Source organism: Nocardia sp. NPDC059177 (assembly GCF_042755165.1).
Taxonomy (GTDB): Bacteria; Actinomycetota; Actinomycetes; order Mycobacteriales; family Mycobacteriaceae; genus Nocardia.
This window is the reverse complement of the sequence record NZ_JBHZBX010000028.1, coordinates 19,055-40,557: the sequence shown is the minus strand read 5'-3', so window position 1 is coordinate 40,557 and position 21,503 is coordinate 19,055. Positions and strand designations below refer to the sequence as shown.

Here is a 21,503-nt window from a genome sequence, read left to right as displayed (position 1 = left end):
ATTCTTGCCTCGGGTATTCGGCCTGGAGGCAGGCTTGACGATTTCGAGAGGACGTTCATCTCATGGCAAAGAAGGTCACCGTTAGCCTGATCGACGATGTCGACGGTGAGTCCATCGCGGACGAGACCATCGAGTTCGCTATCGATGGGGTGTCGTACGAGATCGATCTGTCGGACGCTAACGCTGCGCGCCTGCGCGAAGGCTTGGACGAGTGGGTCGCCAACGCCCGTCGCGTGAGTGGCCGTCGCCGGGTGAAGGCGGCAGGCGCCCCCGCACCGCAGGGCAAGAGCCGCGTTTCCATGGACCGCGAGCAGAGCGCCGCCATTCGCGAATGGGCCCGCCGCAAGGGCCACAAGGTGTCGGCCCGTGGCCGCATCTCCGCCGACATCACCGAGGCCTACAACAAAGAGGTCGGCAAGAACTAGCCGGCGGGCGCTCGTCGCGCCGTTCGTCTCCGCGCCCGAGGGGCCGATTCCACCGCAGGATTCCTGCGGCGGGGTCGGCCCCTCAGGCGTATGGAAGATGCTGGTGGACAGTGTGTTCCGGGTGCGGGGGCCCCGGGAGATAGAATGGGCACGCTGAAGGGGGCCTCCGAGGTAAGTAAGGTATCGACACAGTGACCGAGGCAGTTAGTTCGTTCCTGCGGTATACCGATGACACCGGGCGCCAGCATGAATTGCCGCTGGTGCCTAGTCGGCAGCGCTTCACCATCGGTCGCAATGTCCAAGCCGACCTCGTCCTCGGTTGGGACGCCGAAGTCTCACGTTTGCACGCCGCGGTCGAGCACCTCGGCGCGCACTGGACCATCATCGACGACGGCCTGTCCCGCAACGGCACCTTCGTCAACGGCGAACGGCTGATCGGCCGGCGCCGCCTCAGCCCCGGCGACCGCATCCGGGTCGGCACCACCCTGGTGCATTTCTATGATTTCGGTGGCGTCGTCGACGATGCCACGCACGCCGCCGCGGCGGCCATTCCCACCATGCGCTCGCTCACCGATACCCAGCGCGCCGTGCTGGTGGCGCTGTGCCGCCCGTACAAACACGGCACCGGTTTCGCGACGCCGGCCTCCAATCAGCAGATCGCCGAGGAATTGTTCCTCTCCATCGACGCCATCAAGACGCATCTGCGCGCCCTTTTCGCGAAGTTCGGCGTCGAGGATCTGCCGCAGAACCAGAAGCGCACCCGCCTGGCCGCGCTGGCCATGCAGAGCGGGATGATCTCCGATCACGACCTGTGAACCCGCGACGCCCGCGTAGGCCGGCGAGCGTCTGAACCATGTTCGCGGGAGGGTGATCCACGGTTGACTTGATTCCAACGCCGGAGCACGCATTCGCTGCTCCGCGATCGGGAGTCAGGAGCCACAATGTACGCAATCCGGTTGACCGCCATCGTCTTCGCGGTACTCAGCACCGGACTGATCGCCGGTGTCTTCTACGCCTACGCGATCTCGGTGATGCCCGCGCTGGGCCGTGCCGATGCCCGCACGCTCGTCGATGTCATGCAGAAGATCAATGTCGTGATCATCAACCCCTGGTTCATGCTCGGCTTCCTCGGCACCGTCGGTTTCACGGCGCTGGCCGCGGTGCTGAGCCTGGGCGCCGAGCATCGCACCACCCTGATCTGGATCGGAATCGCCCTGGCGCTCAATGTGATCGCCTTCGCGGTCACCGTCGCACTGAACGTGCCACTCAACGACGCGCTCATGGCGGCGGGCGATCCGTCGGCCATCGGCGACCTCGCCGCGGTGCGCGCGGACTTCGAGGCGAGCTGGGTGCGCTGGAACATCGTCCGCGCAGTCGTGCATACCGCGGCGTTCCTGGTGCTGTGCGGCGCGCTGTTCGCGGCCGGTGTTCAGCAGGGCAAGTCGAGCGCGGAGCCCGCGGCCGCCGGACCCGCCGTCACCCAGGCGCAGGCCTACGCGCCGCGTTGATCGACCCGCCGATAACGGCCCGCGATCACTAGAACGTGTTCCATGATGAGCGGAACACGTTCTAGTGATGGGGGTCGTTCATGCGACGTAAGACGCGATCGTTACTGGGCGTCGCCGCTGCCGCGGTGCTGGGCTGGGTGGGTTCGACGGGCCAGGCGGCCGCCGAATACCCGGTCGACTACAACTTCTTCGGCGGCATCGTGCCGGAACTGACCAACCCGGGCGGTTCGCTGCCCGGCGCGAACGACTTCGGCTGTGTCCCGTCGCCCGCGCACCCGAATCCCGTGGTGCTCGCTCATGGCACGGCGGGCGGCGCGCAGACGAACTGGGGCACCTACGTCGCGCTGCTGGCCAACGAGGGCTACTGCGTGTATTCGCTGACCTACGGTGCCTACGACCTGCCGTGGCCGCTCTCGGCGCTGGGTGGAATGCGGCCGATCCAGGAAAATGCCGCGGAGTTCGGTGCCTTCGTGGACCGGGTGCGCGCGGCCAGCGGTGCGGCGAAGGTGGATATCGTCAGCCACTCCCAGGGCAGCCTGGTCGCCAACTACTACGTCAAACGGCTCGGGGGTGCTCGGGTGGTGGACAAGGTCGTCTCCATCGCCGGACCATGGCTCGGAGTGTTCGGCGACCAGATGAGTGTTGTGCGTGCTATCGGTCAGCGCTTGGGGATAGCCCCCGACGAGATTGACGCGACCGTCTCCGGCGGCATCTGCCTCGCCTGCGCCCAACTGGTCGGCGGGTCGGCCTTCCTCTCGGAGCTCAACGCCGACGGTGTGTACGCGCCGGATGTCGAGTACACCAATATCGCCACTGTCTACGACGAGATCGCCTTCCCGTACACCAGCGGCCTGGTCGAGGCTCCGAACGCGACGAACATCGTGGTGCAGCACGGATGCCCCACCGACTTCTCCGATCACCTCGGCATCGCGGGTAGCCCACGCGCCGCGGCCTACGTCCTGAACGCGCTCGACCCGGCTCATCCGCGCACACCGCCGTGCGAGTTCGTCCCACCCTTCACCGGCTGAGCTCCTCGCCCGTCCGGCATATTTCGCTGTAGGCAAAACTCCGGGGGAAACGAATGCCGCGACGTGCGCGTTATGAGTAAATGACCATGTTGCCGCCGGTCATCAATAGGGTGGACCGGCGGCGGCGGAATCGGCTGCCAACTAGAGTGGATGGTGGGGGCCGCAACCCCTGGGCTTCATGGCAGGCTGGCAGCGACAGTTGTCGGTCCGACGCCTTAGGTTGTACTGAGCACACTGCGGCGTCTGTAGCCAGAATGTCGGAGCAGGAGAGTGAGGGAGCGATGTTCGAGAGGTTCACCGACCGCGCGAGGCGTGTCGTTGTCCTGGCCCAAGAAGAGGCCCGGATGCTCAACCACAACTACATCGGCACCGAGCACATCCTGCTTGGGTTGATCCACGAGGGCGAGGGCGTGGCGGCGAAGTCGCTGGAGTCCCTTGGCATCTCGCTGGAGGGTGTGCGCAGCCAGGTCGAGGAGATCATCGGTCAGGGCCAGCAGGCACCGTCCGGTCACATCCCCTTCACCCCGCGCGCCAAGAAGGTGCTGGAGCTGAGCCTGCGCGAGGCGCTGCAGCTCGGCCACAACTACATCGGCACCGAGCACATCCTGCTCGGTCTCATCCGCGAGGGCGAGGGCGTCGCGGCCCAGGTTCTGGTCAAGCTCGGCGCCGACCTGAACCGCGTCCGTCAGCAGGTCATCCAGCTGCTGTCCGGGTACCAGGGCAAGGAGCCCGTCGAGGGTTCCAGCTCGCGCGGTGAGGCGGGTACCCCGTCCACTTCGCTGGTGCTCGACCAGTTCGGCCGCAACCTCACTCAGGCCGCGCTCGAGGGCAAGCTCGACCCGGTCATCGGCCGCTCGAAGGAAATCGAGCGCGTCATGCAGGTGCTGAGCCGCCGCACCAAGAACAACCCGGTCCTGATCGGTGAGCCCGGTGTCGGTAAGACCGCGGTCGTCGAGGGCCTGGCGCAGGCCATCGTCAACGGTGAGGTCCCCGAGACCCTCAAGGACAAGCAGCTCTACACCCTCGACCTGGGTTCCCTGGTCGCGGGCAGCCGCTACCGCGGTGACTTCGAAGAGCGCCTGAAGAAGGTGCTCAAGGAGATCAACACCCGCGGCGACATCATCCTGTTCATCGACGAGCTGCACACGCTCGTCGGCGCTGGTGCCGCCGAGGGCGCCATCGACGCGGCCTCGATCCTGAAGCCGAAGCTGGCCCGTGGCGAGCTGCAGACCATCGGCGCGACCACCCTCGACGAGTACCGCAAGTACATCGAGAAGGACGCCGCCCTGGAACGCCGCTTCCAGCCGGTGCAGGTCGGCGAGCCGACCGTCGAGCACACCATCAACATCCTCAAGGGTCTGCGCGACCGCTACGAGGCGCACCACCGGGTGTCCATCACCGACGGTGCCCTGGTCGCCGCCGCGACGCTGGCCGACCGCTACATCAACGACCGGTTCCTGCCGGACAAGGCGATCGACCTCATCGACGAGGCGGGCGCGCGCATGCGCATCCGCCGGATGACCGCGCCGCCGGACCTGCGCGACTTCGACGACAAGATCGCCGACGCCCGCCGCGAGAAGGAAAGCGCCATCGACGCGCAGGACTTCGAGAAGGCCGCGCGCCTGCGTGACAAGGAGAAGCAGCTCGTCGCCAAGCGCGCCGAGCGGGAGAAGCAGTGGCGTTCCGGTGACCTGGACGTGGTGGCCGAGGTCGACGACGAGCAGATCGCGGAGGTGCTGGCCAACTGGACCGGTATCCCCGTCTTCAAGCTCACCGAGGAGGAGACCACCCGTCTGCTCCGCATGGAGGACGAGCTGCACAAGCGGATCATCGGCCAGGAAGACGCCGTCAAGGCCGTCTCCAAGGCGATCCGCCGCACTCGCGCCGGCCTGAAGGACCCCAAGCGCCCGTCCGGCTCGTTCATCTTCGCCGGCCCGTCCGGTGTCGGTAAGACCGAGCTGTCCAAGGCGCTGGCGAACTTCCTGTTCGGTGACGACGACGCGCTCATCCAGATCGACATGGGCGAGTTCCACGACCGCTTCACCGCCTCGCGCCTGTTCGGTGCCCCTCCCGGGTACGTGGGCTACGAGGAGGGCGGCCAGCTCACCGAGAAGGTGCGGCGCAAGCCGTTCTCGGTGGTGCTGTTCGACGAGATCGAGAAGGCGCACCAGGAGATCTACAACACCCTCCTGCAGGTGCTCGAGGACGGCCGTCTCACCGACGGTCAGGGCCGTACGGTCGACTTCAAGAACACCGTGCTGATCTTCACCTCGAACCTGGGCACCTCCGACATCTCCAAGGCCGTCGGCCTGGGCTTCACCCAGTCCAACGCCGAGGGTTCGAACTACGAGCGGATGAAGCTCAAGGTCAACGACGAGCTGAAGAAGCACTTCCGCCCCGAGTTCCTCAACCGCATCGACGACGTGATCGTCTTCCACCAGCTCACCAGCGAGCAGATCGTGATGATGGTGGACCTGATGATCGGCCGCGTCGCCAAGCAGCTGAAGAACAAGGACATGGGTATCGAGCTGACCGAACAGGCCAAGAGCCTGCTCGCCAAGCGCGGTTTCGACCCGGTCCTGGGTGCGCGGCCGCTGCGTCGCACGATCCAGCGCGAGATCGAGGACCAGCTGTCGGAGAAGATCCTCTTCGGCGAGATCGGCGCAGGCCAGATCATCACGGTCGACGTCGAGGGCTGGAACGGCGAGGGCCTCGGTGAGGACGCCAAGTTCACCTTCACCGGCAAGGCGAAGCTGACCAAGGCCTCGCCCGCCGGCGAGGACAAGCCCGAGGTTGTCCTGACCGGCGCCGCCGAGGGCACCGCCCCCGAGGCCGCCGCCTCCGGCGAGTAATCGGCTGAACGACAGAGCCCGCCCCCGGCATCGCGCCGGGGGCGGGCTCTTGTCGTCTCCGGGCCGGTCAGCCCAGGTGCTGGACGAGGCAGGAGCGACGGTCGGCCGCGTAGGCGAAGATCTGCTTCAGCTCGACCAGGTTGCCCTCGAGGTAATCGCGGCCGTCGTCCGGGTCCCTCGCCCAGAAGCCCGGATAGATACTCGCCGCGTCCATGCGTTCCGGGTCGTAGTGCGCGTCGAGCTGGTCGAAGGTGACGGAGCCGAGCCGCTCGGCGGCATCGGCGACCAGCTCGGCGCTCCACCCGAAGAGATGGCCGTGCCAGGCCTTGTCCACACCTCCGCTCGGCTGGTCGGGCGCCGGTTCGCGCTCGAAGATCTCGTCGCGGATCCACTGCTCGTCGGCCCGTGCCCGGACGAGGTCGTCCTCGCCGACCGGATGAAACGACATCGCGATTCCCACTGATCCCACCCCTGTCTGTCGATGCTGCGACGAAAGTATCAGGGCCTACCGACAGACCGGGTGAGCCGGCTCGTGCGCTGGTCGGTGGAAGCGCACACCGGCCCTCGCTCGACGGCTACCCGCTGACAGCCGGCCGTTTGATGGCCTGCGCATCGGCCCGGCGCGGTTGGTTCAATACCGCGAGCCTGGCCCGGTAGTCGGCTTCGCTGATCTCGCCGCGCGCGAACCCGGTCCGCAGCGCGCCGACGGCCCCGCCGCGACCGGCGCACCGGCGTCGCGCGAAGAACAGGACCGCGAGAAGAACGGCCAGGGATGCCACCCTCCGTCGTAGTGGTCGGCCAGCAGGGTCAGCGTCGTCGCGCTGTCGGTGATGTTCATACTTCGAGCCTGCTCGCCCGGCGGCTCGAGGACATCGGCCGCGCGACCCGATCACGGGTACGGCCACACGCGTAGTCGCTGACCCGGCTACTCGAACCGCGCGACCGCCGCCGATTCCGTCGCGGCGGCATGCGCGAAGAACTCCCGCAGGCCGGCATAGTGCTCCCGGACATAATCGGCGCACCAGTCGGTATCCCAGATATCCGGGTAGATCCCCTCCTCGTCCAGTGCCGCGAGATCGAAATGCTCGGCCAGCACCTCGAACGGCGTCGCCGCGAGCGTGCGCGCCGCACCGGCCACCTCCTCGACGGTCCAGACCACCGTGCAGGTCTCGTCGTCCGGACGTCCCCGATCCTCACGCAACAGATCGATACCCACCTCGGTCTTGGCGAGCAGATACTGCAGACCATCCCACGCCTTGTCCAGATCGCCGCAGGGTTCGTCGTCGGTTCGACGATGCGCTTCGAGCAGATCCCATGCGAGCTCGGGATCCGCCGAAATCCGCGCCGCGTCCGCCGGACTGATCCGCTTGAACGTATACACCATGCCCATCGATGAGCCACCTTCCTCAGTGCTTGCTGACGACGGCCACGCTAAAAGCCCGCCCTTGGCAAATCCTTTGCACCGCCGAACGACCTGATGGTCGAGCCGAGGCGGTCTTCCTCAGGCGGCGTCGACTATTTCAAGGGACTGCGTCATGCCCGTGCAGTAATTCGAGGAGCCCGTCGGCGGCGTCCGGGGTCTCGGCGAGCAGCGCCGCTCGGCGCAACGGAGCCTTGGGGATGGCTTTTCGACCGCTTGCGGTGGCATTCGCGGGTCGGTGGTTCGGCGTACGGTGGGAATCGTTCATCGAAAACAAGCACGGGGGTGTGGGTATGACGGATTCCGATCGCTCGCTGATCGCGGTGCTGCTCGACCGGTCCGGGTCGATGCAGACGATCAAGGCCGATACCGAAGGCGGGCTGGCCGCGTATTTCGAGCAGCAGCGGGCCGTGCCGAAGACCATCGACGTGACGCTGGCGCAGTTCGACACCAGCTACGAGGTGGTCTACGCCAATCGTCCGCTGGCCGAGGTGCCGCCGCCGAATCTGGTGCCGCGCGGGGGAACGGCGCTCTACGACGCGATCGGCAAACTGGTCACCGATGTGGGCGCCGAACTCGCCGCGCGGCCGGAGCACGAGCGGCCGGGCACGGTGATCGTCGTCGTCCTCACCGACGGACACGAGAACTCCAGCCGCGAGTGGACCAACGAGGCGGTGCGCTCGCTGATCAAGCAGCAGGAGGAACGCTACGACTGGACCTTCCTGTTCCTCGGCGCGAACATGGACGCGGTCGCCATCGGCACAAACCTCGGCATCGCCCCCGGTCAGGCCATCACCTACGCCGCGTCGCCCGCAGGCGTGGCAGGCGCGTTCGGCGCGGCCGCCGCTTACTCGCGCCGGGCCCAGGCCGCCGCGCCCGGCGCACCGCGCGGCGAATTCACCGAGGAGGAGCGCCGCGGGGCGAACCCCGGGGTCTGATTCCCGCCCGCGCCGCTACTGCCAGCCCGGGCGGACCAATCCTGATTCGTAGGCGAGGACGACGAGTTGGGTGCGGTCGCGGGCGTCGAGTTTGGTGAGGATGCGGCTGACGTGGGTGCGGGCGGTGGCGGGGCTGAGGTAGAGGCGGGCGCCGATCTCGGCGTTGGTGAGGCCCTCGGCGACGAGGGTCATCACTTCGCGTTCGCGGTCGGTGAGCTCGGCTAGGGCGGCCGGTGGGGGTTGTTTGGCGTGGGTGGAGAACTCGGCGAGCAGGCGGCGGGTGACGCCGGGGGAGAGCAGGGCGTCGCCCTCGGCGACCACCCGGACCGCGCGCAGCAGATCGGCCGGTTCGGTGTGTTTGACCAGGAAACCCGCGGCGCCGGCGCGAATGGCCTCGAAGACGTATTCGTCGAGCTCGAAGGTGGTGAGGACGACGACGCGGACCTCGGCCAGGTGCGGGTCGTCGGCGATCATCCGGGTCGCGGCCAGACCGTCGAGGACCGGCATGCGGATGTCCATGAGCACCACATCGGGCACCAGCGAGCGGGTCATGCGCACGGCCTGTTCGCCGTTGTCGGCCTCGCCGACCACCTCGATGTCGTCCTGCGCGTCCAGCAGCGCGACGAACCCGCCCCGTACCAGCGCCTGATCGTCGGCGACCAGTACCCGGATTCCGTGATCCCGCGAGTCGTTCATGTCGTTCCCCTAGCGTCCTGGTCCGCCCCTGGCGGGCGAGGCCGCGCGGTCATGACGGTCGCCTCATGCGGAGGCCTCGCTCTCCCCACCGGCGCGCCCCCGCCCGTTCGGCCCGTGACCGTTCTCTGCGGGGATTCCGTTGCCGGAGTCGGCGATACGGGCCGATGAGCCCGCCCGAAGCGCCGTCTCGCCGGTGGCTGCGTTCGACGTGGACCGGCTCGCGGACGAGGCACCACTACTGCCTGCCCGCGCCGGTGCAGAACCCGCGGGCAGTCGCGCCGCGACCCGGAAACCACCGGAGGGCCGCGGTCCGGCCGTCAGCGCCCCACCGAGCGCGTGGGCCCGCTCGCGCATCCCGATGATCCCGTTCCCGCCGGGGCCGGATCGCACGGCGGTGCCGGTGGGGCGGGTGTTGTCGACCGTGACGTCGACCGATTCCGGTGTGTACCGCAGCGTGATGGTGGCGGCGGCGCCCGGCGCGTGCCGGATCACGTTGGTCAGCGATTCCTGGATGATCCTGGCGGCGGCCACGTCGATCACGCTGGGCAGCTTCTTGGGCGTGCCGATGATCTTGGTCTCCACGACGAGCCCGGTCGCGCGGGTACGTTCCAGCAGGGTGTCGAGGTCGTCGAGCGAGGGCGCGGGCGCCCGTGGCGCGGGGCGCGGTGGCGGGGCGGGGGCGGCGGACGAATCCACCGCGGCCGCAGCCATTGCGACGGGCTCCTCGGGCGCGGACGCGACCGCCGCACCGCTGCGGATCGCGTGCAGCAGCGTGTGCACCTCGGCCAGCGCCTCTTTCGAAGTCGTCTTGATGGTGGCCAGCGCGGCTGCCGCCTGCTGTGGTTTGCGGTCGAAGAGCTCGAGCGCCACCGAGGACTGCACGTTGATCAGCGAAAGACTGTGCGCGAGAACATCGTGCAGCTCGCGTGCGATGGCGAGACGTTCCTCGCTGGCGGCCCTGGCTTCCTGGGCCTGTTCGTCGCGGCGGGCGGCCTCGGCGCGCTGCTTGCGGGCCAGCACCACGGCCTGTCGCAGCCGGATCCCCTCGGCGATGCCGACCAGTACACCCAGCCACGCGAGTAGCCCGAACACCTGCCAGGCATCGGCGTGCCGCCCGAGCAGCGCGGGCACCGGCCACACCATCGTCAGGAAGCCGACCACCACCAACGGGTATGTGCGCCAGCGTGATCCGTGTATCGCGGCGGTCAGGAAGGCGATGACAAGCGACAGGAAGATCGGCCCGTACCCGTAGTCGCGCAGAATGTAGGACACCGCGGCGAGCAGCGCGACCAGCAGCACCGGCTCGGGCAGCAACCGCCGGAACCCCAGCGCGATCGGCCCGGCCAGCAGCAACAGATACGCGAACGCGTCCAGCGAACGCACCCCCGTCTGATGCGCGTTCGCGCCGGAACTCCCGGCGAGCTGGATCACCGCGACAACCACTGCCAGGCCCCAGTCACCGACGACCGAGCCACGCTCCCACTTCGCAGACGTTCCCACCTCTCTCACCCTATTGCGTAGCCGCCCCGTCCGCGTCGGCCTGCGCCCGTAATTCCCGCCTGCACCCGGTCGGCGGCCACTTCGGCCGGTGAAACAGTGCCGCGGGGCGAATATCGGGCATCGGTCGACGAACGTGGCATCGGTACGGCACCCGGCCGGGTCGCGGGGGTCGGCCGCGCGACGTACGCCGACCAGCGCCGCGCGACGGATGCGCGAGCATACCCACGGCGAGGATTCTCGGTGCATGAACGATTCCATCGTCGTCACCGACGGCCTGACCAAACGCTATGGCGAGCACCTCGCGGTCGACGCGGTGGGCATGCGGGTCGCCGCGGGGGAGATCTACGGTTTCCTCGGCCCGAACGGCGCGGGCAAGACCACCACCCTGCGCATGCTGGCCGGCCTGATCCGCCCCAGCTCCGGCACCGCGACCGTGCTCGGCCGCACCCCGGGCGACCCGGCGGTCCTGCGCCGGCTCGGCGTGCTGATCGAGGGGCCCGGCTTCTACCCGTACCTCTCCGGTCGCGACAACCTGCGCGTCCTCGCCCGCTATCGCGGCCATCCCGGCACCGAGGTCGACCGGGCCCTGGCCACGGTGGGTCTGGCCGACCGCGCCGACGACCGATTCCGCACCTATTCGCTGGGCATGAAGCAGCGCCTCGGCGTCGGCGCGGCCCTGCTCGGCCACCCCGATCTGCTGATCCTGGACGAGCCGACCAATGGCCTCGACCCGGCCGGCCTCGCCGAAATGCGCGGGCTCATCGTCGATCTCGCGGCCGACGGACACACCGTGCTGTTGTCGAGCCATCAGCTGGCCGAGGTGCAGGAGATCTGCCATCGGGTCGGCGTGATCTCCGACGGGCGTCTGCTCGCCGAGTCGACTGTCGCCGAATTGCGCGGAACTGCAACTCTTCTGGTGCGTGCCGAACCGTCGGGTGCCGCCCTGGACGCGATCCGGGCGGTCACCGACGCGCCGGCGCAGGCCGGGCCCGACGGCATCCGCGTCGACACCACCGCCGCCCGCGCGCCGGAACTCGCCCGCGCGGTCGTCGCGGCGGGCGCCGACCTGCTGGAACTGCGCGTCGACGAGAAATCCCTGGCAGAAGTGTTCTTCGAAATGACGGAGGTCGCGAAATGATCGGTACGACAAAGGATCTGTTGGCAAGCATGCGCGCGGAGTCGGTGCGCCTCGGCCGCTGGCCAGCCTTCTGGATCGTGCTCGGCACCTGGGTACTGCTCAATCTCACCTTCGCCTACCTGTTCAACTACCTCGCCTACACCTCGGGGGACAGCGGCGCCATGTCGGACGGCCTGCCCCGCGATGTGCTGCTCGGCCAGTTGCTGCCCGGCGCCGTCCCCGAGGTCTTCACCCAGGGCATGGCCATGTTCGGCGGTGCGCTGATGCTGCTGCTCGGCGCGCTGGCCGTCGGCAGCGGATACGGCTGGGGGACCTGGAAAACCGTGTTCACCCAGGGGCCGAGCCGTCCGGCGGCGATCGGCGGGCTGCTGGTGAGCCTGCTGCTCGTGGTGGTCGCGCTGGTCTGCGTGGCCTTCGCCGTCGACCTCGGCGTCGCCTCGCTCATAGCGCTCACTGAGGACCGGGCCGTCGTGCTGCCTTCGCTCTCGCAATCCGCCGTCGGAATCCTCACCGGTACAGCCATTCTGGGCATGTGGACCCTGGCTGGCGCGTTCATCGGCGCGGTCGCCCGTGGGCCGGCACTGGCCGTCGGCCTCGGCCTGGTCTGGGTCCTGGTGGTGGAGAACCTCCTGCGCGGGGTGGCCGGCATCTTCGGCCCCGTCGAGGTAGTCACCGATCTGCTCCCCGGCACCGCCGCCGGTTCGCTGGCCGGCGCCATGCGGACCGTCGACGGCCCGCCGACTCCCGGTGTCCTCGACATCCTCACCCGAGGTGAGTCGCTCGCCCTGCTCACCGTCTACGTGCTGGTCTTCGCCGGCGGGACGCTCTGGCTGACGACCCGCCGCGACCTCACCTGATCAGCCCCACCCGGCCGGATTCGGCGCGGTCTCGCGCGAGCTGCCCGAGCACGTAGCCACCGAAGCGCAGCCAGAGCCGGGTGTTCCCGTCACCCGGCGAACGGTACCGGCGGGGACCGAACTCATCCGAGTGACGCTGGCGCACACCCGATGCGGCGATCGGGCGGTCCTGGCCGGTAAGGTCGGCTGATGGACCAGCCAGTTCGCCCCCCGGACCTGTCTGCGCGACCGCACGAGCTCACGGTCGAGCGCGTGATGAAAGCCTCGCCCAGCCTGCTCTACGCGGCGTGGACGCAAGGCCTGGATCTGTGGCTGGCCGTCCCCGGATCGGTCCTCGGGCGCCCCGGCGTCGACGAGCCCCTGTACTTCGACACCGGGACGGCCGACAAGCGCAACCCGCACTACGGCCGCGTCCTGCGGCTGGAACCGGACCGCCGGGTCGAGTTCACCTGGGTCACCGCGGCCACCGAAGGCGTGGAGACAGTGGTCGCGGCCGAATTCCTCAAGCAGCCCCGCGGCATCCGCCTGCGCCTACGGCACTCGGGCTTCCCCAGCGAGGCGGTGCGCGATCTGCACCAGCAGGTCTGGCCGGAGATGCTCGAGCGCCTCGACGAAGTCACCGGCACCGTCGCCTGAGCCGAGTAGGTTCGTCAGCGGACGCAACTCCCGAATCGAAAGGATTGTCATGCCGACTCGTAGCGCACGCACTCTCTGGGCAGGTGGACTGCAGGATGGTTCCGGGCAGGTGGAACTGGTCAGCTCGGGTGTGGGCAAGTACGACGTGACCTTCCCCCGGCGCGCGGCCGACGTCGCCGAGGGCACCAGCCCCGAGGAACTGATCGCGGCGGCGCATTCGTCGTGCTATTCGATGGCGCTCTCGGCCGAGATCGCCAATGCGGGCGGCACCCCGGAGAGCCTGGATGTCACCGCCGACGTCACCCTGGCCCCGGACCCGGCCGGTGGCTTCCAGATCAGCAAGATCAAGCTGACCGTCCGCGCGGCCGTGACCGGCCTCGACGCCGAGGGCTTCCGTACCGCGGCCACCGCCGCCAAGAACGGCTGCCCGGTCAGCAAGGCGCTCACCGGCGTCCCCGAGATCGAGCTCGACGCCGCACTCGTCTGATCGGACCGGCATTTTCGTGCAATTCGCCGCCGCGCAGTCGGAATACTGACTCGCGGAGGTCGGATTGCACGAAAATGCCGGTGGTTCATCGCTGCTGGGTGAACCACCGATGCGCGCCCGGCGTGAACATCGCCGGGATCGCGATCGACACCGCGACGATGTGCACGGTCCGGCAGCCGGCCAAGACGGCCGAGGACGGCGCCAAACCGGCGAACAATGCCGCGAAATCGTCGGTCGACAGCAGGACCGCCAGCGGCTCGATGATCAGCGAGACCAAGCCGACCACACCGACACCGACGCTCAGGACGGCACGGGCGACACGGCTGCCGCGAACCATGTACAGCGCGACCGCGGCGACAGCGAGATAGATGGCGAGGCGCGGGAGCAGGCCCGCCGCGGTGGCGCCGAATTCGTCGCCACCGCGCACCGCACGCCCGATGCCCTCGGCGGCGCCGGCGGCGAGCGCGGTCATCAGTGCGCCGAAGGCCACGGCGACCGCGCGGGGACGGTCATCGGAAACAGAGAAGGCAGTGCCGGTCATGACACCGACACTGCCTTCACGGAACGCTCGCGCGGATCACCCCGCGGTAGCGACCTGCTCTGCTACCGGAGTGCTACGCCGCGAGGCGAATTCGGTGAGCGCGGCGAAGGCCAAACCCAGCGACACCCACAGCGTGGTGGTCTCGGCCAGCGAGGCCACCCGGAACTGCCACAGCAGCGTCGCCGGGAAATCGTCGGCCACCTCGTTCACCCCGGGCAGCAGAATGTAGCCGACCGTCGTGACCAGCACGAACGCCGCCACACTCACGATCAGCCGGAGCGTGTCCAGCTGCCCGGCCAGCGCCTTGTAGGCCGCGACCGCCGCCGCGACGGCGAGCAGGCCGAGCGCTACCGCGGCGACCCACAGCCAGGTGCGCTCGTTGATGGTTTCCGGGTCGCCCACCGCCGGTGGATTCGCCGGGTACTTGAAGAACGGCACCGCCACGATCGCCGCCCACGCGAATCCCGCGGCGAGCAGCGACAACTGCGGTCCGGTCAGCGTGGTGAACCGGCGTCCGGTATTCACCGCGGCGGCGAACAACGCGCCGAAAGCCATACCGGCCAGGCCGAGTGCGAGGAACTGCCCCGCCTTCTGCCCGGACCGGCTGACCAGCGGTTCGTCTTCGTCACCGTGCGAATGGCCCTGCGGTTCGGCCGCCTCGTGCCCGTGTTCGGCGGGGGCGGCGGCAGCTTCTTCGATGGCGATCGCGGCGTCCACCTGGGGCTCGCCGACGAAATAGCCCACTGTGGCGGCCAGCAGGCCGGCGATCAGGCCGGCCAGCAGGCCACGCAACAGCAGGGTCTTGAACGATCCGATCAGTGGCACGGCACACCGAGCAGGTGACGTCCGTCGTGCATCAGCTCGTGCAGGAACATCCCGCTACGCGAGACGGCCCCCTGATCGAAACCGACCAGGTACAGGGCGAGCAGGGCAAGCAGGACGACGCCGACCGTGACGAGCACGGTTGCCAGGGTGTCGAGGCCGGTAGACCGGCTGGGTGAATGCGCGATAGCCATTCGGGTCCTCCTCAGGGATACGCGTCCCATGGTCGAAGTGGTGCGAAGGTGCCGGTGTCTGGCTCTCCGGCACCGGGGACCCGGTACGTGGAAACAGTGGCGCGACCGCTCCGGAATCTCACCGGATTACCGCGCACCCTCGCGTATGTTTTCCCTCGAACTGTGACAGTCGCGGGGCGTCCACGTCAATACGCGCATCCGCATGTCCAGCGGAAACGCCGACGTCAGCCCTTCGCAGGCACGTCGAGTACGACCTCGAACTCGAGCAGTGAGGCACCGGTCGACACCGGCTTGGGACGCTCGCCGTCGCTACCGTGCCCGGCGTGCGCCGCACGGGCCGGACCGTCGCGCCAGGCGGCGAAGGATTCTTCCGAATCCCATTGCGTCACCACGAAATACCGGTTGTCACCGGCCACCGGGCGCAGCAACTGGAAACCGAGGAAACCGGGGGAGTTCTCCACCGCGTGCGCCCGCGCGGCGAACCGCTTCTCCAGCTCGGGACCGGCACCTTCGGGGATCTCGATCGCATTGATCTTCACAACAGCCATGACACAGTATTACTGGCGGCTGGCGCCGCGGGTTCTCGGCCTGTTCCCTCGATCTTCCCTCCCGCCGGGTACTCCTTCGTCGCACCCTCTGGTCAGTCCAGATCGAGGCGGCCGAGAACCGACCGTGCACAATCGGCAGGGTGTTGTACGACGAAGGTGGGACCGGCGTCCCGATCCTGCTCCTGCACGGGCTGATGGGCAGTGCGCGCACCTGGACCGATCAGTTGCCCTGGTTGCGCGAGCGCGGCCATCTCTACACCGTCGACGCCGCCGGACACGGCCGGGTGCCGCCTGCCGAGCTCACCACCGAGGCGTTCGTCGCCGATCTGGCCGGGCTCACCGCCGCGATCACCGAGCCGATGGTGGTCATCGGGCACTCGATGGGCGCGATCCACGGCTGGGTCTTCGCGGCCACGTATCCCGAGCGGGTGCGCGCGCTCGTCGTCGAGGACATCGCCCCCGATTTCACCGGCCGCACCGCCGCGCACTGGGCCGAACTCATCCACTCCTGGCCACAGCCGTTCCCCGACGAGCGGGCGGTGCTGGACTACTTCGGCCCGGTCGCAGGCCGGTATTTCCTGCGCGCCTTCACCGCCGCGCCGGACGGCTACCGCCTGCACGGCGAGGTCGACACCTTCCGCGCGATCTCCGAGGAGTGGGGCACCCGCGATTTCTGGACCGAATGGAAGTCGTTGACGATGCCGGTGCTGCTGATCGAAGGCGAGCACACCATCACCCCACCCGGTCAGATGCGGACCATGGCCGAGGTACACCCCCGCGCCGAATACGCGTGGGTCGCGGGAGCCGGGCATCTCGTGCACGACGAGCGGCCCGATGAGTATCGCGAGCTGGTGAGCGGATTCCTCGCCCGCGTGCTCGGCTGAGCACAGCAGCAGCCAGGCACGCCGTGCCCCCGGTTGTCCTCGGTGAACCGCCGCACGGCACCGGTGGTCGGCCGAGCCAAGTCCACTGGTCCGAACCGCAGCCGGCCGACCCGGGCCCGCTGGATCGCGGACACAGTGACCCCCATCCGTATGCGCGCCGCTGTGACGGCGACAGCGACGCTCGCGCGCGGGGGCCAGTGGCCGCGGTGATTGGCGCGACTGATCAGTGATGTTCGTGCGTGGGGGGCTCGGGTGGGCGTGCCGATTGCCCCAGCGGACAGCGACGCGCGCACTCGGGCGGCCCGCCGGTCAGTCGGCTTCGCCCGCCAGGGCGAACAGCCCGTTCTCGGTCTGTTCGATCAGGCCGTCGACCAGCAGCGAGTCGAGCGCGCGGGCCCGTTGACCGGGGTCGCGGGTCCAGGCCAGGTCGAGGCGGACGCGTTCGACCGGGCCCGACGCGTCGCGGAGCACGTCGAGCAGCCGTCCGCGTGCCTGACGGTCGGTGCCCTCGTACTTCTGCACCTTGCGCGGCACGGTGGCGGCGGGCTTGCCGGCGGCGACCCAGGCGCAGTGCGGCAGCGGGCAACTGGCGCAGCCGGGGTTGCGGGCCGTGCACACCAGGGCGCCGAGTTCCATCAGGGCGGCGGAGAACTTCGCGGCGCGGGGGACAGGCGTGGGAAGCAGGGCCTCGGCCTCGGCGAGATCGCGCGAGGACGGGTTGCCCGGCTCGCGGCCGTGCAGCGCGCGGGACACCACGCGGCGAACATTGGTGTCCACCACGGGGACTCGCTGACCGTAGGCGAAGCAGGCGACCGCGCGGGCGGTGTAGTCGCCGATACCGGGCAGGCTCAGCAACACCGCCACCTCGGCGGGCACCACGTCACCGTGCTCGGTGGCCAGTACCCGTGCGCATTCGTGCAGTCGCAGCGCGCGGCGCGGATAGCCGAGCTTGCCCCAGGCGCGCAGCACCTCGGCCTGCGAGGACGCCGCCATCGCCGAGGGCACCGGCCAGCGCGCCACCCATTCCCGCCAGATCGGCTCGACCCGCGCCACCGGGGTCTGCTGCAGCATGATCTCGCTCATCAGGATGTGCCAGGCGGTTGCCTGCGGTGCGCGCCAGGGCAGTTCGCGCGCGGTGTCGGTGAACCAATCCAGCAGGACCTCGGCGTCGATACTCACTGTTCCCGTTCCACCTCCGCCAGGCACAATTTGCCGACGCGTAACGACCCGGACTCGCTGGTAACCGCCAGTCTGTGCACAATGGTCGGTATGCCTGGTTCTAATCCGATAAGTGCCTGGAAGTCACTGCGCGAAGGCAACGAGCGCTTCGTCACCGGCGATCTGATGCATCCTAGCCAAGGCGCCGCCGATCGAGCCAAGCTCGTCGGCGGGCAGAGCCCACACGCCATCCTGTTCGGTTGCGGTGATTCCCGGGTGGCCGCCGAACTGATCTTCGACCAGGGCCTCGGCGACATGTTCGTCGTGCGGACCGCCGGTCACGTGATCGACAGTTCGGTGCTCGGCTCGATCGAGTACGGCGTCGAGGTGCTCAATGTGCCGCTGATCGTGGTCCTCGGCCACGACAGCTGCGGCGCGGTGAAGGCCACCATCGACGCGCTCGACGGCGGTGAGGTCCCCGGCGGCTTCATCCGCAGCATCGTCGAGCGGGTCACCCCGTCCATCCTGATCGGCCGTCGCGAAGGCCTGAACGCGGTCGACGAATTCGAAGCGCGGCATGTCGAGGAGACCTCGCGGCTGCTCATGCAGCGGTCGATGATCATTTCCCAGCGTGTCGCCACGGGGCAGCTGGCGATCGCGAGCGTCACCTACAAGCTCGAGGACGGGCGCGCTCAGCTGCGCAGCACCGTCGGAAATATCGGCGAAATCCACTAGAACGTGACGTCGCGCCACAGCTCCGGCCCCCGACACGCCGAGGTCATCGAGCGCGCCCCCGCGCGCTGCGCTTACCGTTGAGGCGTGCTGGAACCGAATGGACCGCTGCCACCCGAGATCTACTGGCGTCGCCGTGCGCTGGCCATCGGCGTCATCATCGTCGCGCTCGTGGTCGTGATCTGGCTCGCCATGATGGTCGCGCGGGGCGGCGACTCCAACGGCGAGAATCCGGTGGCGCAGCCGACGACCACGGAATCGGGCAGTGCGGCCGAGTCCACGACGACAACCAGCGCGTCGTCCGCGGCGAGCGCCACGTCGAGCGGCAGTGTCACCAGCACTGCCGCGTCGGCGACCTCGGTCGCCGAGCAGCCGGCCGCTCAGCCGTGCTCGGATCAGTCGCTCGCACTCAAGGTGACCGTCGGGCAGCCGACCTACAAGGTCGGTGACCAGCCGGCCTTCGGCACCGTCATCACCAATATCTCCTCGGCCGCCTGCACCCGCGATCTCGGGGCCGGCCCGCAGTTCCTCGTCTTCACCCTCGACGGCCAGCGCAGGCTGTGGGCGAGCAATGATTGCAACCCCGATGGACCGCCGGAAGTGAAGACGCTCGACGCGGGCCAGCAGCTGTCCTACAAGGGCAGCTGGTTCGGGACCACCTCGCAGCCCGAGTGCGCCGGTGAACGGCTGCCGGTGCCCGCTGGTGCCTACATGGTGGTGGCCCAGCTCGGCGCCATCCGCAGCGCCGCCGAACCGTTCAACCTGTCCGACTGAGGCGAATGCCGCGCATTGTGCGGGTGCGCGGTTGGTCACATGTTCGGGTTCACCTGATTTGCAAGATTCGCAAGATCGTCGGCGATGTCAATGGATGTTGCCGACAGAATTCGCGATCGGCGCGGAATTCACGGTTTGCCCGGACTATTCCACCGCGACGGGCTCGCGGGCTGCGCGGGATTTGCGGAGCTGTGCCAGTCGCAGCGCCGAACGCAGATCGCCGACCTCGTGGATACGCATGGAACCGATCTTGGTTTTCTCCGAACCCGGGGGCACCAGGGCGGTCGTGAAGCCCAATCGCTCGGCCTCGGCCAGCCGCCTGGACAGCCCGGTGACCTTGCGGACCTCACCGGCCAGGCCGACCTCACCGAGGATCACCCAGCCCGCCGGCAGCGCGGTATCGGCCTCGGCGGAGGCGATCGCCAGGGCGATGGCCAGATCGGCGGACGGCTCGCTCAGGCGCATCCCGCCGACGGTGGCGGCGTAGACGTCGTGCTTGCCGAGGAAGACCCGCCCGCGGCTCTGCAACACCGCGAGCACCATGGCGACGCGGTTGTAGTCCAGCCCGCTCACCGCGCGGCGCGGCTGGGGGATCTCGGTCTTGACCGTCAGCCCCTGCACCTCGGCGACCAGCGGGCGTTTGCCGTCCATCGCGACGGTCACCGCGGTACCGGAGACGGTATCGGTGCGGTGGTGCAGGAACAGTCCGGACGGATCGTCGACACAGGCGATGCCGTCCTCGTGCAGTTCGAAACAGCCCACCTCGTCGGCGCTGCCGAAGCGGTTCTTGATGCCGCGGACCATGCGCAGCGTGGAGTTCTTGTCGCCCTCGAACTGCAGCACCACATCGACCAGGTGCTCGAGTGTGCGCGGACCGGCGACATTGCCGTCCTTGGTGACATGCCCGACCAGCAGCACCGCGATCCCGCTCGCCTTGGCCAGCGAGGTCAAGGCCGCCGTCACCGCGCGCACCTGGGTGACACCACCGATCACGCCGTCCACCTCGGGCGCGAGCATGGTCTGCACCGAGTCGACCACCAGCAGCGACGGCCGCACCTGTTCCACGTGCCCGAGCACGATCGACAGATCCGATTCGGCCGCCAGGTACACCCGGTCGTGCACCGCACCGGTGCGGTCGGCCCGCAGCCGCACCTGCCCCGCCGACTCCTCGGCGGTGACATACAGCGCGGTCTCCTGGCGCTGAGCGGCCCAGCGGGAGGCGACCTCGAGCAGCAGCGTCGACTTGCCGACGCCCGGTTCACCGGACAGCAGCACCACCGATCCGGGCACCACACCGCCGCCGAGCACCCGGTCCAGCTCGCTGACCCCGGTCGAGCGCGCCTGGGTGATCTTGGCGTCGATCTGCGACAGCGGCGCGGCGGCGGTGCTGGGCAGCATGGCCCGGCGCCCCGGCGCGGCGGCGGCCGCCGAGACGGCCACCTCGTTCACCGTCCCCCAGGCGCCACAATCCGGGCATTTACCGACCCATTTGGACACCTCGTGGGAGCACGCGGTGCATCGGTAGACAGCTTTGGTCTTGGCCACACGCGCACCCTACGGACCGGCTCCGACAAAAAAGAAAAAGCCGCCGCGGCGAACCGCGACGGCTTTCCCGGCTGGGTGGTCTCAGTGACCGCTGCCCTCGGGGGCCGGGCCCGACATCCCGTTCTCGACCCGGTTCGTCGCGGCCGCGTCGACCGGGACCGACACCTGCACGGTGCCCGCGTCCTTGAAGTTGAAGGTGACCGTATAGGTCAGGCCGGGGTAGATCTTCTCGGTCAGGCCGGTGATCTCGATGGTGCCCGGCTCGGTGATCGGGTCGATGGACGGCTCGTCGCCGTCGGCCTGACCGGCCGTGGTCGGGGCGACCGAGGTGGTCGGGGCGGCCGTGGTCGTCGGCGCGGCGCTGGTGGCGTGGTGATCGTCGGCGGCCGGGCTCTCGATGGCATCGACCGGGCCGATGAACACGGTCTGCTGCGGTGCGAGCACCAGCTTGGGATCGTTGCCCGGACCGGTCAGCTTGACCTGGCCGAGGTCGCTGCTGACGCTGGTCAGCTCGTCGGTGACGGTCTCGCTGCCGTTGATGATCGACAGCGAGAGCACCGCCTTGCCGCCCTTGTCGTGCTCGGCCGGTGTCGCGGGGTAGATGATGTGCACGTTGCGCAGCGAGATCTCGCCCACCTCGGCGTGGTTGCCGTTGATGGCGGCGGCCTGCGACGAGGTCTGGGTGTGCTGGCCGGCACTGCAGCCGCTCAGGGCGATGCCCGCGGCAGCGGCGAGCGCGGCAACCGTCGCCATGCGACGTCGCGCCGACGGGGCGGTCACAGCTTTCAGGGCAGTCACGGTTTGTCCTCCATGTCGACCG

Annotated in this window: 25 protein-coding genes; 13 read left to right on the top strand and 12 right to left on the bottom strand. The window is 68.8% G+C overall.

All coding sequences use genetic code 11. The features are described 5' to 3' along the window. Positions 1 to 62 precede the first annotated feature (62 nt). The 5 genes from ACFXK0_RS26430 to ACFXK0_RS26410 all read left to right on the top strand — a co-directional run bounded on the left by ACFXK0_RS26430 (position 63) and on the right by ACFXK0_RS26410 (position 5,813). Positions 63 to 425 carry an Lsr2 family protein gene (locus tag ACFXK0_RS26430; protein WP_379413576.1) on the top strand — a complete coding sequence of 121 codons (363 nt, stop codon included), beginning with the start codon at positions 63 to 65 and terminating at the stop codon, positions 423 to 425. A 191-nt stretch (positions 426 to 616) separates the two neighbouring features. Further along, on the top strand, positions 617 to 1,240 hold the full coding sequence (locus ACFXK0_RS26425; protein WP_379413574.1) for an FHA domain-containing protein: 624 nt from the start codon (positions 617 to 619) through the stop codon (positions 1,238 to 1,240). Between the two features lie 126 nt (positions 1,241 to 1,366). Beyond that, positions 1,367 to 1,933, top strand: coding sequence for a DUF1772 domain-containing protein (locus tag ACFXK0_RS26420; RefSeq protein ID WP_379413573.1), 567 nt, complete (start codon positions 1,367 to 1,369; stop codon positions 1,931 to 1,933). A gap of 80 nt (positions 1,934 to 2,013) precedes the next feature. Further along, positions 2,014 to 2,961: an esterase/lipase family protein gene (locus ACFXK0_RS26415; protein ID WP_379413571.1), complete on the top strand. Its 948-nt coding sequence runs from the start codon at positions 2,014 to 2,016 to the stop codon at positions 2,959 to 2,961. 281 nt (positions 2,962 to 3,242) lie between these two features. Beyond that, entirely contained in the window at positions 3,243 to 5,813 is a 2,571-nt protein-coding gene (locus tag ACFXK0_RS26410; protein ID WP_379413570.1) for an ATP-dependent Clp protease ATP-binding subunit, read from the top strand. A 67-nt stretch (positions 5,814 to 5,880) separates the two neighbouring features. Here ACFXK0_RS26410 and ACFXK0_RS26405 read toward each other — a convergent pair whose 3' ends face one another. The 3 genes from ACFXK0_RS26405 to ACFXK0_RS26395 all read right to left on the bottom strand — a co-directional run bounded on the left by ACFXK0_RS26405 (position 5,881) and on the right by ACFXK0_RS26395 (position 7,203). Further along, the gene (locus ACFXK0_RS26405) at positions 5,881 to 6,261 is read right to left on the bottom strand and encodes a DUF1877 family protein (RefSeq protein ID WP_379413568.1); all 381 of its coding nucleotides are present in this window, start codon (positions 6,259 to 6,261) and stop codon (positions 5,881 to 5,883) included. Positions 6,262 to 6,388: 127 nt separating this feature from the next. After that, entirely contained in the window at positions 6,389 to 6,592 is a 204-nt protein-coding gene (locus tag ACFXK0_RS26400; protein WP_379413567.1) for a hypothetical protein, read from the bottom strand. A 146-nt stretch (positions 6,593 to 6,738) separates the two neighbouring features. Beyond that, positions 6,739 to 7,203 (bottom strand): YfbM family protein, encoded by a 465-nt coding sequence (locus tag ACFXK0_RS26395; RefSeq protein ID WP_379413566.1) that lies wholly within the window; start codon positions 7,201 to 7,203, stop codon positions 6,739 to 6,741. A gap of 323 nt (positions 7,204 to 7,526) precedes the next feature. Between ACFXK0_RS26395 and ACFXK0_RS26390 the strand changes: the two genes are divergently transcribed. Beyond that, positions 7,527 to 8,171, top strand: coding sequence for a VWA domain-containing protein (locus ACFXK0_RS26390; protein ID WP_379413565.1), 645 nt, complete (start codon positions 7,527 to 7,529; stop codon positions 8,169 to 8,171). Between the two features lie 15 nt (positions 8,172 to 8,186). Here ACFXK0_RS26390 and ACFXK0_RS26385 read toward each other — a convergent pair whose 3' ends face one another. Continuing rightward, the gene (locus ACFXK0_RS26385) at positions 8,187 to 8,867 is read right to left on the bottom strand and encodes a response regulator (protein WP_379413563.1); all 681 of its coding nucleotides are present in this window, start codon (positions 8,865 to 8,867) and stop codon (positions 8,187 to 8,189) included. 63 nt (positions 8,868 to 8,930) lie between these two features. Continuing rightward, positions 8,931 to 10,367, bottom strand: a complete 1,437-nt coding sequence (locus tag ACFXK0_RS26380; RefSeq protein WP_379413562.1) for a sensor histidine kinase — start codon at positions 10,365 to 10,367, stop codon at positions 8,931 to 8,933. 244 nt (positions 10,368 to 10,611) lie between these two features. On the opposite strand from ACFXK0_RS26380, the gene ACFXK0_RS26375 reads away from it, so the two are divergent. The 4 genes from ACFXK0_RS26375 to ACFXK0_RS26360 all read left to right on the top strand — a co-directional run bounded on the left by ACFXK0_RS26375 (position 10,612) and on the right by ACFXK0_RS26360 (position 13,485). After that, positions 10,612 to 11,505, top strand: coding sequence for an ABC transporter ATP-binding protein (locus ACFXK0_RS26375; RefSeq protein ID WP_379413560.1), 894 nt, complete (start codon positions 10,612 to 10,614; stop codon positions 11,503 to 11,505). Further along, a complete protein-coding gene (locus tag ACFXK0_RS26370) occupies positions 11,502 to 12,362 on the top strand; it encodes an ABC transporter permease (RefSeq protein WP_379413558.1) in 861 nt (286 codons plus the stop codon). The genes ACFXK0_RS26375 and ACFXK0_RS26370 overlap by 4 nt, the downstream gene beginning before the upstream one ends. Before the next feature lie 189 nt (positions 12,363 to 12,551). Beyond that, entirely contained in the window at positions 12,552 to 12,998 is a 447-nt protein-coding gene (locus ACFXK0_RS26365) for an SRPBCC domain-containing protein (protein WP_379413557.1), read from the top strand. Between the two features lie 49 nt (positions 12,999 to 13,047). Continuing rightward, on the top strand, positions 13,048 to 13,485 hold the full coding sequence (locus ACFXK0_RS26360; RefSeq protein WP_379413555.1) for an OsmC family peroxiredoxin: 438 nt from the start codon (positions 13,048 to 13,050) through the stop codon (positions 13,483 to 13,485). 85 nt (positions 13,486 to 13,570) lie between these two features. On the opposite strand, the gene ACFXK0_RS26355 is transcribed toward ACFXK0_RS26360, so the two are convergent. From ACFXK0_RS26355 to ACFXK0_RS26340, 4 genes are all read right to left on the bottom strand, one after another. Beyond that, positions 13,571 to 14,026 carry a hypothetical protein gene (locus tag ACFXK0_RS26355; RefSeq protein ID WP_379413553.1) on the bottom strand — a complete coding sequence of 152 codons (456 nt, stop codon included), beginning with the start codon at positions 14,024 to 14,026 and terminating at the stop codon, positions 13,571 to 13,573. 36 nt (positions 14,027 to 14,062) lie between these two features. After that, the gene (locus ACFXK0_RS26350; RefSeq protein WP_379413552.1) at positions 14,063 to 14,851 is read right to left on the bottom strand and encodes a CbtA family protein; all 789 of its coding nucleotides are present in this window, start codon (positions 14,849 to 14,851) and stop codon (positions 14,063 to 14,065) included. Then, complete coding sequence (locus ACFXK0_RS26345; protein ID WP_019044677.1) at positions 14,842 to 15,042, bottom strand: CbtB-domain containing protein; 201 nt, start codon at positions 15,040 to 15,042, stop codon at positions 14,842 to 14,844. The genes ACFXK0_RS26350 and ACFXK0_RS26345 overlap by 10 nt, the downstream gene beginning before the upstream one ends. Before the next feature lie 224 nt (positions 15,043 to 15,266). Continuing rightward, a complete protein-coding gene (locus tag ACFXK0_RS26340) occupies positions 15,267 to 15,590 on the bottom strand; it encodes an antibiotic biosynthesis monooxygenase family protein (protein WP_379413550.1) in 324 nt (107 codons plus the stop codon). Positions 15,591 to 15,730: 140 nt separating this feature from the next. Here ACFXK0_RS26340 and ACFXK0_RS26335 point away from each other — a divergent pair, with 140 nt between their 5' ends. Next, entirely contained in the window at positions 15,731 to 16,474 is a 744-nt protein-coding gene (locus tag ACFXK0_RS26335; RefSeq protein ID WP_379413549.1) for an alpha/beta fold hydrolase, read from the top strand. 309 nt (positions 16,475 to 16,783) lie between these two features. On the opposite strand, the gene ACFXK0_RS26330 is transcribed toward ACFXK0_RS26335, so the two are convergent. Further along, entirely contained in the window at positions 16,784 to 17,653 is an 870-nt protein-coding gene (locus ACFXK0_RS26330; protein WP_379413548.1) for an A/G-specific adenine glycosylase, read from the bottom strand. 90 nt (positions 17,654 to 17,743) lie between these two features. Between ACFXK0_RS26330 and ACFXK0_RS26325 the strand changes: the two genes are divergently transcribed. Further along, positions 17,744 to 18,367: a carbonic anhydrase gene (locus ACFXK0_RS26325; protein ID WP_379413546.1), complete on the top strand. Its 624-nt coding sequence runs from the start codon at positions 17,744 to 17,746 to the stop codon at positions 18,365 to 18,367. A gap of 84 nt (positions 18,368 to 18,451) precedes the next feature. Continuing rightward, a complete protein-coding gene (locus ACFXK0_RS26320; protein WP_379413545.1) occupies positions 18,452 to 19,138 on the top strand; it encodes a hypothetical protein in 687 nt (228 codons plus the stop codon). A gap of 144 nt (positions 19,139 to 19,282) precedes the next feature. Here ACFXK0_RS26320 and radA read toward each other — a convergent pair whose 3' ends face one another. Together radA and ACFXK0_RS26310 are read right to left on the bottom strand one after the other, a co-directional pair. Further along, positions 19,283 to 20,683 (bottom strand): DNA repair protein RadA, encoded by a 1,401-nt coding sequence (gene radA / locus ACFXK0_RS26315; protein ID WP_379413544.1) that lies wholly within the window; start codon positions 20,681 to 20,683, stop codon positions 19,283 to 19,285. Positions 20,684 to 20,764: 81 nt separating this feature from the next. Continuing rightward, positions 20,765 to 21,481 (bottom strand): hypothetical protein, encoded by a 717-nt coding sequence (locus ACFXK0_RS26310; protein ID WP_379413542.1) that lies wholly within the window; start codon positions 21,479 to 21,481, stop codon positions 20,765 to 20,767. Positions 21,482 to 21,503: the final 22 nt, after the last annotated feature.